The organism is Nonomuraea basaltis (genome assembly GCF_005893125.1).
Lineage (GTDB): Bacteria > Actinomycetota > Actinomycetes > Streptosporangiales > Streptosporangiaceae > Nonomuraea > Nonomuraea basaltis.
In genome coordinates this window covers 63,364-72,522 of sequence record NZ_VCJS01000044.1, presented here as the reverse complement: position 1 = coordinate 72,522, position 9,159 = coordinate 63,364, and the positions used below count along the sequence as shown (strand labels likewise).

The following is a 9,159-nucleotide window of genomic DNA, read 5'->3' as shown; positions in this document are numbered from 1 at the left end:
CCCACCGCCCACGCGATGCCCGCCACGCCCAGCGCCAGCACCGGCCACCCTGGGGTCAGGAACGTGGCGGGCAGCAGCACCGCCGCCCCCCAGAGGGCGTAGTCGGTCAGCACCTCGCCCTCGTAGAAGGCGCGCTGCGCCAGCCCGATGCAGAACAGCCAGAACAACCTGCTCAGCAGCGCCCAGCGGCTGTTGCCGCGCAGGAACAGCATGAAGCTGATGCCGAACAGCAGCGAGAAGATCGGGTAGAACCGGCTCTGGAACAGCGCCTCGATGGTCCAGTCCACGCCGGCTCGCTGCTCGTGCGGGATGTCCTCCACAGTGTGCTGCCAGGTGTTGACCAGCATGATGCCGCCCACCGCGAAGCCGCGGAGGGCGTCGAGCTCTCGGATGCGCGTTACAGGAACCAGGTGAACCACCATACGAGGAATCCTCCGCTGATGACGGTTGCGAAGATTTGTGGCCATCTGCGGTGGCGGACGAGCGTCGCCGCGGTCAGAACGGCCGAGGCGACCGCGACCCAGGTGTAGAGGCCGATCATGCCGGGGACGCCGACGGCCAGGGCCGTCTCGTTCCTGCTCGCCAGACCGTACACGGACTGGGCCAGCAGCCCGGCGAACGCCACGCCGGACAGGCCGCCGAACGCCGCCACGGACCTGCCCTTCAGCGCGCCCGCCACCAGCTGGATCAGCGACGCGAGCGCGAACAGCGCCAACGGCGCGGCCAGCCAGGGGGACCGGGAGATCTGGTAAGGCGCCCCCGTCACGTGCAGGTCGCCCGGCCGCCCGCCGGCGTCGTCCAGGCAGGGGGCGGCGGTGTTCGCGGCCGGGTCGCCGACGAACTCGACGATCTTGCGGCGGGCGCACTCGCGGGCGAGGAAGACGGCGTGGGCGGCGCCGGGGATCTCCGCGAAGCGGCCGTTGGGCAGGGCCTCGGCGGCGGGCTTGCTGGTCCTGGTGGGTGTGGTGGGGTCGTACTGGCCGCCGAGCACCAACACCGGGGCCTTGGGGGCGGCGTTGACCGGCGTGGACTTGGGAAGCTGCAAGGCATCACACACCGCTTTGTCAGCATTTACGGTGAACAGTCGGGATTTGGTGGTGAAGGTGTTGAACGGGACCTCGTCCTGGCACTGCACCGCGTGGTACAGCCCGAACTCGTGCGACACCAGCCCCTCGCCCACGGCGTCCGCCAGCGGGCGCAGCAGCTCGTCGCGCCCCTCGGCCAGCGCGGGGAGCAGCTCCGGCGCCACCGCCGCCACGTCCGCCTCGTGCAGCGCCTCAGCCATGATCGTGGCCACGTCGTCGCCGGTCATCCGCGCCGTGAACGCCCGGCCGAGCAGCGGATCGGTGGTCGGCACCTGCGCGGGGGCGGCGTTGAGCCGGGCGCTCATGGCCTCGAAGCCGTCCTTGACGCCGAGCCGGGCCATCGTGTCGGCCAGATTCCGGTCGGCGTCGTCGTACCAGGGGACGCTCTCAGGGAGGAACGAGTCCAGCACGACGGCGCGCACGCCCTGCGGGTCGGCCGCGGCCACGTCCAGCATGACCCTGGTGGAGTAGCTGACGCCGAACAGGTTCCACGACTCGTAGCCGAGCTCCTGGCGCAACGCGACCACATCGGCCACGATCTCCTTCGTGTTGTACCCCCGCAGGTCGACGCCCTGCTCCCGGAGCCGGTCGCGGCACTCGAGCGCGGCCGCGGCCACGTCGGCGGCCGGCCGGCGCAACTGCCCGAGCAGCGCAGCGGCGGTCTCGGGGCAGCCCAGCGCCGGCTCGGAGTATCCGCCGCCGCGCTGCTCGATCGTCACCACGTCACGATCGGGGAACATCTGGCTCAGGAAACCCGTGAGCTGGATCGACGCCGACCCGGGACCGCCGCTCATGTAGACGACCGGATCCGGCTCGCGGTCCTTCGCGATCGAGCGGCGGACGGCGTAGCCGACCTTGATCTTCCGTTCCGGGGCGTCCCTGCGCTCGGGGACGACCAGGAAACCGCAGGTGGTGCGGGCGGGCATGGCGACCGGGCAGTCGCGCGGCTCGGCCGCGACCGAGGCCGTGACCAGGGGTGCGTAGGCTGCGACCGAGGCCGTGACCAGGGGTGCGTCGGCTGCGACCGGGGTCGTGACCAGGGACGCGCCGGCCGCGGCCGTGGTCATGACCGGGGACGCGGACAGGGCGAGGGCGAGGACGACCCGTATGATCACGGGACGAGAATAGTGTGGAGCTGTGACGGAACCACTTGTATCCAGGATGCGCGCCTTCGGGACGACCATCTTCGCGGAGATGAGCGCGCTCGCCGTACAGACCGGATCGATCAACCTCGGCCAGGGCTTCCCCGACACCGACGGGCCGGCGGCGATGCTGGACCGCGCGATCCAGGCGATCATGTCGGGCGCCAACCAGTACCCGCCGGGGCCCGGGATGCTGGAGCTGCGCCGGGCGGTCTCCGACCACCGCGCCGAGCACTACGGGCTGTCCTACGATCCGGCGGGCGAGATCCTGGTCACGGTGGGCGCCACCGAGGCCGTCGCGGCCGGCGTGCTCGCGCTGTGCGAGCCGGGCGACGAGGTGATCGCGTTCGAGCCCTACTACGACTCCTACGCCGCCTCCATCGCGCTGGCCCAGGCCCGACTGGTGGCCGTGACCATGCGGCCGGTCGAGGGCCGCTTCACGTTCGACCCCGCCGAGCTGCGCGCCGCCGTCACGCCCCGCACCCGCGCCATCCTGGTCAACTCGCCGCACAACCCGACGGGGACGGTGTTCACCAGGGCCGAACTGACCGCCATCGCCGAGCTCTGCCGGGAGCGCGACCTGATCGCGATCACCGACGAGGTGTACGAGCACCTGACGTTCGACGGGGTCGAGCACATCCCGCTGGCCACGCTGCCCGGCATGCGCGAGCGCACCGTGATGATCTCCTCCGCCGGGAAGACGTTCTCGGTGACCGGCTGGAAGACCGGCTGGGTGTGCGCCCCCGCGCCGCTGGTCACGGCGGTGCAGACGGTCAAACAGTTCCTCACCTTCACCGCGAGCGCGCCGTGGCAGCTGGCCGTGGCGTACGGGCTGCGGCACGAGCTGGAGTGGGTGGCCGCATTGCGGTCCGGGCTGCAGGACAAGCGGGACCGGCTCATGGAGGGGCTGGCGGCGGCCGGGTTCGAGGTGCTCAGGCCCTCGGGGACGTACTTCGTGCAGACCGACATCAGGCCGCTGGGGTTCACGGACGGGCTGGAGCTGACGCGGCGGCTGCCGGAACTGGCCGGGGTGGTGGCCATCCCGACCCAGGTGTTCTACGACCATCCGGAGCGCGGCCGGTACTTCGTCAGGTTCGCCTTCTGCAAGAAGGAAGAGGTCATCGACGAGGCGGTCACCCGCCTGAAGCACCTGTCGTCCTGACCACAGGATTTCTCACTACGACTTCGGCCTGATGGAGGGCTTGTTGCCCTGTGATGAGTCATCGAATGGTCACGTAGGGTAAACTGAGTGCGTGGTATCGCCGTGATACCGCCTCGTGTCTACGATAGGGGTATGGCCATGACCCTTCGCTTGACTGACGAGCAGACCGAAGCCCTCCGCAAGCGCGCGGAGGTGGAAGGGCGAAGCATGCAGCAGATCGTGCTGGCCGCCGTCGAGGAGTATCTGGCGCGGCACGCGGCCGACGAGGAGGTTCGCCGTCTCGGCGCGAAGTCCAGGGAGCGCTGGCGGACCGTGCTGGATCGGCTCGGCGAATGACCCGCTACCTCACCCTGGAGCAGGTCCTCGAGCTCGCGGAGGCCGAGCTTGGCGACGTCCTCGCGGTCAGGGACCTTGGCTTGCTGGACTCGGCCGTGCATCGGCCGAGCTCTTCCATGTTCGGCCACGAGGCCTATCCCGATCTCGTGACGAAAGCTGCCGCGCTCCTGCAGTCGCTGGCGGTCAACCATCCGCTGATCGACGGCAACAAACGGCTGTCCTGGCTGGTGACGGACGTCTTTCTCCGGTTCAACGGCGTCGTGCTGGACACCGACGACGACTCCGCCTACGACCTCGTCATCGCCGTCGCCTCCGGCAAGCTCACCGAGGTCGACGAGATCGCCGACGTCCTGCGCACCTTCGCCCCGCCATCCTGACGCGCGCCCGGCTGCTCACTCCTGGTCCGGCCTGTCGAGCGGGGTCAGCGCGGCCGTGGCGTCCTCGTGCTCCATCCCCGTCGCCTGCAGCAGGTCCACGACGACAGACCGCAACTGGGCGATGATCACATGCGCCGAGAAGCCCAGCTCCTCGGGCCGCTCCCGCGCCGCCACCGCCAGCAGCGCCTGCCGCGCCAGCGTCGGCTCCCGCCCGGCCCCCAGCTCCAGCTGCAGCAGCAGCGCCGCCTCAGACACCTCCCGCATCGCCTCGGCCAGCGCCGCCGGCGGCGGGCTCGCCTCACCGAGCGAGGCCAGCGTGCGCCTGCTCAGCACCCGGGCGTTGCGCAGGGCCAAGTCGACGGGCACGGCGGCGGTCTCGTACCGGGCCAGGCGGCCCCGCCGATGCCAGTGCAGCGGCGAGATCATGGTGATCTCCTTGCTGGTCTCCAGCGCCTGCTCGAACTCCTCCACCGCCGCCTGCGTGCCGCGCGCCTCCTCCAGCGCCTCGGCCGCCAGGTCCACGTCCCGCTTCTCGATCGCCTCCGCGGCCCGCTCCAGCACCGTGGACAGCGCGTCGAGCACCCCGGACAGGTGCTTGGCCGCGATCGTGAACGGGCTCGCGGGCAGCAGCGCGACCGCCGCGATCGCGATGACGCCCCCGGTCAGCGCGTCGGCCATCCGGTCCAGGCCACCGACACCCTCAACGGGCACCAGCGTGGCCACCAGCACCGCCGACGAACCGGCCTGCGCGACGAACAGCGCGCCGCTGTCCAGCAGCCCCGCGGTGGCCATGGCCAGTGCGACCACCAGCGCGATCTGCCACGGTCCCGAGCCGATCCAGGACACCAGCAGGTCGCCGATGCCCACCCCGAGGCTGACGCCGACCACCAGCTCGACGACCCTGCGCAGCCGCTGCCCGAGCCCGACGCCGACGCAGATCAGCACGGAGATGGGTGCGAAGAACGGCCGCGGGTGGCCGAGCAGCTCCATGGCGACGAACCAGGCCAGCGCGGCACCCACCGCGCACTGCGCGATGGACGGCACCATGAGACCGAACGTGCCCAGTCGTTCCTTTACGTGATCGCTGAGCCTGGTTCGCACCTTTCCACCTTGGCCGATCTAAATGACATTGCGGTCACGTTCCCTCGGATGACTCCTTCTCGCCGGGAACGTCCAGCGGGGGCAGAGCGGCCACGGCCTCGTCGCGTTCGGTGCCGGTGGCCTGCAACAGGTCCACGATGATCGACCGGACCTGCGCGATCATCACGTCCGCCGAGAACCCCCACCGCTCGGCGTCCGGCCGCGAGGCCACCGCCATGATCGCCGCGCCGGCCCGCTCGGGCTGCCGCCCGCCTGCCAGCTCGTCCCTGAGCAGCAGCGTCGCGTCGGCCAGATCGCGCAGCGCCCCCGGCAGCCAGGGCGGCAGCTCGCTGGAGCCGTCGAGCGCCACGATGGCCCGCCTGGCCAGCACTCTGGCGTTCCTGAGCGCATGGTCGAGCGGCACCGCGGCCGTCTCGTACCCCTCCAGCCTGGTACGGCGGTGCCGGTGCAACGGCGAGATGGTGGCGATCTCCCGGCTCGTCTCCAGCGCCTGCTTGAACTCCTCCACGCTCGTCTGGCTGCCCCGCGCGGCCTCCAGCGCCTCGGCGGCCAGTGCCGAGTCGGACCGCTCGATGGCCTCCGCGATCCGCCGCAGGGCGTCGGCCAGCGCCTCGAACATCCCCATCGCGTGCCGCGTCGCGAGCGCCTTCGGACTGGCGGGCAGCAGCGCCACCGCGGCCAGCCCCATGAGGCCGCCGACCAGGGCGTCCAGCATCCTGTCGATCCCGCCTGTGCCGGTCGGAGGCAGCAGGGTCGCCACGAGCACCGCCGAGGAGCCGGCCTGGAGCACGATCAGCGAGCCGCTGTCGAGCAGCACCGCGACCGCCATCGCCAGCGCTACCACCAGCGCGATCTGCCAGGCGCCCGACCCGATCCACGACACCAGCAGGTCGCCGACGCCGACGCCGAGGCTGACCCCGACGACCAGCTCCCCGACCCGGCGTAGCCGCTGCCCGAGCCCGACGCCGATGCACACGACGACCGCGATCGGGGCGAAGAAGGGGCGGCTGTGCCCGAGCAGGTCCTTGGCCACGAGCCAGGCGAGCGCGGCCGCGACAGCGCACTGGGCGATCGGCGGCGCCATCAGCCGCAGCCTGTTCAGGCGCTGGTGTACGTGCATGTCGACCACCCACCTACCCTGGCCTGGGCACATAACGCCAGGGTTACGGCGCGATTAGAGCGGCCGTTCAGCCTCCGGAGAGACGGCCGTTCAGGAAGTCGTCCACCGCGCGCAGGAACGGCCCGCGGGCCGAGGTGTGGATGAGGTGCCCGGCCTCGATCGTGACCAGCTCGGCCCCCGGGATCAGCGCCGCCAGCTCCGCGGCGTCGAACGGGCTCGCCGCCCCGCCCGACAGCACCAGCGTCGGCGCCGTGATCCTTTCCAGCCCTTTCAGCCAGCCGGGATCGGGGTCGAGGAACTGCCGCTCGGTGTCGTGCATCATCCGCCAGTCGAACCCGGTCGACCCGTCCTCCACGATCGGCTCGCGGCCTGCGAGCGGCCGCGGCGGCGCCGGATCCTCCAGCACGAGCCGCTCGACCCGGCCGGGATGGGTCATGGCCAGGAGGTACGAGACCATGCCGCCGAGCGAGTGTCCCACGAGCGTCGCCCGCGCCACACCCAGGTGATCGAGCAGCCCCGCGATGTCCTCGGCCATGCCGGGCAGCGGGTACTCGCCCGGATGGTCGCTGGCCCCATGCCCGCGCAGGTCGGGGACGATCACGTGGTAGCGGGCCGCGAAGTGCTGGGTGATGCCGTTCCAATCGTTGTGATTTGCCGTACGGCCGTGGATCAGCAGCAGTGGGGGAGAGGCGGGGTCCCCCTCCTCGCGGTACACGAGTTTGATCCCGTTGACGTGTGCTTCACGAATCACGTCCGCGACCCTACCCCCGCCGGCGCGGCTGTCCCTGACCGTGACACTGAGCGGACCTTGACATGGCCGGCGGCGTTCATGGGCAGACATTGCCCATGAACCTCGCTGACCGGCTCGGCTAGCGTCGCCAGGGCAGCGGAACCGGGTACTGGAGAAGGGGCTTCGCATGCCGGACCCGATTGAAGTGCGCAAGGTGCCGATCGAGAGCGTCACCGACGCCTCCGGGCTGTCGCGGCTCATCGCCGACGGGGTGATCGAGGCGGACCGGGTGCTCGCCGTCGTCGGCAAGACCGAGGGCAACGGCGGCGTCAACGACTACACCCGCATCCTGGCGGACCGCGCCTTCCGGGAGGTGCTGGCCGAGCACGGGCATCCGGCGCCGGAGAGCGTACCGCTGGTGTGGTCGGGCGGCACCGACGGCGTGCTCAGCCCGCACGCCACGATCTTCGCCACCACCGCGAACGCCCCCGCCACCGAGGAGCCGCGCCTGTCGGTCGGGGTCGCGATGAGCGAGGTGATCCTCCCCGAGGACATCGGCCGCCCCGCCATGGTGGAGAAGGTCGCCGCCGCGGTACGGGAGGCCATGAAGATCGCCGGCATCGACGACCCGCGCGACGTCCACTACGTGCAGACCAAGACGCCGCTGCTCACCCTGGCCACCATCACCGACGCCAAGAGCCGCGGCCAGGACACCGCCATCGAGGAGACCGGCCCCTCCATGGACCTGTCGAACTCCACCACCGCCCTCGGCGTCGCCGTCGCCCTCGGTGAGATCGACATGCCGAGTGCCGGCCAGATCCACAAGGACCTGTCGCTGTACTCGTCCGTGGCCTCCTGCTCGTCGGGGGTGGAGCTGGACCGGGCGCAGATCGTGCTGGTGGGCAACGTACGGGGGATCGGCGGGCGCTACCGCATCGGCCACAGCGTCATGAAGGACGCCCTGGACGCCGACGGCATCTGGGAGGCCATCAGGGACTCCGGACTGCCCCTGCCCGAGCGGCCGCACCCGTCGGACCTCGGGGGACGGCTGGTCAACGTGTTCATGAAGTGCGAGGCCGACCCGTCGGGGCGGGTGCGGGGACGGCGCAACATCATGCTGGACGACTCCGACGTGCACTGGCACCGCCAGATCAAGGCGGCGGTCGGCGGGGTGGCGGCGTCGGTCACGGGCGACCCGGCGGTCTTCGTCTCGGTGGCCGCCGTCCACCAGGGCCCGTCGGGCGGCGGCCCGGTGGCGGCCATCTCGGACGTGAGTTAGCCGGTCCCCGGCCGGCCGGGGACCGGGCCGGGATCGCGCTGCCGCTTGACAACGTTCATAATGCTGCGTGCAATATATTGCATGCCAGTTCCCCAGGGCCGAGGGCTCGTCTCCAGGTCACTCCTTCGGGAAGACGCGTACCGGGCGATCCGGGACGCCATCGTCGATGGCACGCTAGCCCCTGGCGAACGCCTCAACGACCCTGACCTGGTGGAATGGCTGGGCGTCAGCCGCACCCCGGTTCGGGAGGCTCTGGCGCGTCTGGAGCAGGCCGGCCTGGTGCAGACGAAGCCTGGCCGCTACACCATCGTCAGTCCCCTGGACGTACGCGCTGCCCGCGCCGCTCAGTCGGTGACGGCTGCCATGCACGAACTCGCCGTCCGGGAGGCGCTGCCCAACCTGTCCGCCGCCGAGCTGGACGCCATGCGGGAGGCCAACGCACGCTTCGCCGACGCCCTGCGCCGCAACGACGTCGACGCGGCGATCGCCGCCGACGACGACTTCCACGGCGTTCCGGTCACCGCCAGCGCCAACCACGCCATCCGTGCCGTTCTTGAACAGTTCACGCCGCTGCTGCGGCGCCTGGAGCGCTCGCGCTTCTCCTCGCTGAGTGGCCGGGGCTCGGTCGCTCAGCACGACCGCATCATCGCTCTGTGCGAGGCCGGAGACGTCGAGGGGGCGGCGGCTGCCACCCGAGCCAACTGGCAGACGCTGGTGCCTCTGCTCGACATCCAACTCCCTGGCGGCGACGCCCCCGGCAACTGAGCCTGCGGCACCTCCGCCCCATTGACCACAGGCCCGGCACCGGGCGCATCCCAAGGAGCCAC

At 71.1% G+C, this 9,159-nt stretch carries 9 protein-coding genes and 1 pseudogene; 5 read left to right on the top strand and 5 right to left on the bottom strand.

From position 1 onward, the window contains the following. Together EJK15_RS22100 and EJK15_RS22095 are read right to left on the bottom strand one after the other, a co-directional pair. Window positions 1–422 (bottom strand): annotated as a pseudogene (locus tag EJK15_RS22100) (DUF418 domain-containing protein); the annotation flags it as partial. After that, the gene (locus tag EJK15_RS22095) at window positions 398–2,200 is read right to left on the bottom strand and encodes an alpha/beta fold hydrolase (protein WP_171074459.1); all 1,803 of its coding nucleotides are present in this window, start codon (window positions 2,198–2,200) and stop codon (window positions 398–400) included. The gene EJK15_RS22095 and the pseudogene EJK15_RS22100, both read right to left, overlap by 25 nt. A 22-nt stretch (window positions 2,201–2,222) precedes the next feature. Here EJK15_RS22095 and EJK15_RS22090 point away from each other — a divergent pair, with 22 nt between their 5' ends. From EJK15_RS22090 to EJK15_RS22080, 3 genes are all read left to right on the top strand, one after another. Further along, window positions 2,223–3,389 (top strand): pyridoxal phosphate-dependent aminotransferase, encoded by a 1,167-nt coding sequence (locus EJK15_RS22090; RefSeq protein WP_138712355.1) that lies wholly within the window; start codon window positions 2,223–2,225, stop codon window positions 3,387–3,389. Window positions 3,390–3,527: 138 nt separating this feature from the next. Continuing rightward, window positions 3,528–3,725 (top strand): ribbon-helix-helix protein, CopG family, encoded by a 198-nt coding sequence (locus EJK15_RS22085; protein ID WP_240777131.1) that lies wholly within the window; start codon window positions 3,528–3,530, stop codon window positions 3,723–3,725. Beyond that, window positions 3,722–4,102 (top strand): type II toxin-antitoxin system death-on-curing family toxin, encoded by a 381-nt coding sequence (locus EJK15_RS22080; RefSeq protein WP_138712353.1) that lies wholly within the window; start codon window positions 3,722–3,724, stop codon window positions 4,100–4,102. Before EJK15_RS22085 ends, EJK15_RS22080 begins: the two co-directional genes overlap by 4 nt. Window positions 4,103–4,117: 15 nt before the next feature. Here the strand turns inward: EJK15_RS22080 and EJK15_RS22075 are convergent, their stop codons facing one another. The 3 genes from EJK15_RS22075 to EJK15_RS22065 form a co-directional block, all read right to left on the bottom strand. Continuing rightward, window positions 4,118–5,203: an FUSC family protein gene (locus EJK15_RS22075; protein WP_138712352.1), complete on the bottom strand. Its 1,086-nt coding sequence runs from the start codon at window positions 5,201–5,203 to the stop codon at window positions 4,118–4,120. Window positions 5,204–5,237: 34 nt separating this feature from the next. After that, entirely contained in the window at window positions 5,238–6,323 is a 1,086-nt protein-coding gene (locus EJK15_RS22070) for an FUSC family protein (protein ID WP_138712351.1), read from the bottom strand. A gap of 67 nt (window positions 6,324–6,390) precedes the next feature. Further along, on the bottom strand, window positions 6,391–7,074 hold the full coding sequence (locus EJK15_RS22065; RefSeq protein ID WP_171074458.1) for an alpha/beta fold hydrolase: 684 nt from the start codon (window positions 7,072–7,074) through the stop codon (window positions 6,391–6,393). A gap of 166 nt (window positions 7,075–7,240) precedes the next feature. Here EJK15_RS22065 and bar point away from each other — a divergent pair, with 166 nt between their 5' ends. Continuing rightward, window positions 7,241–8,332 carry a barbiturase gene (bar, locus tag EJK15_RS22060; RefSeq protein WP_138712349.1) on the top strand — a complete coding sequence of 364 codons (1,092 nt, stop codon included), beginning with the start codon at window positions 7,241–7,243 and terminating at the stop codon, window positions 8,330–8,332. A gap of 81 nt (window positions 8,333–8,413) precedes the next feature. Further along, window positions 8,414–9,097 carry a GntR family transcriptional regulator gene (locus tag EJK15_RS22055; protein WP_138712348.1) on the top strand — a complete coding sequence of 228 codons (684 nt, stop codon included), beginning with the start codon at window positions 8,414–8,416 and terminating at the stop codon, window positions 9,095–9,097. Window positions 9,098–9,159 lie beyond the last annotated feature (62 nt).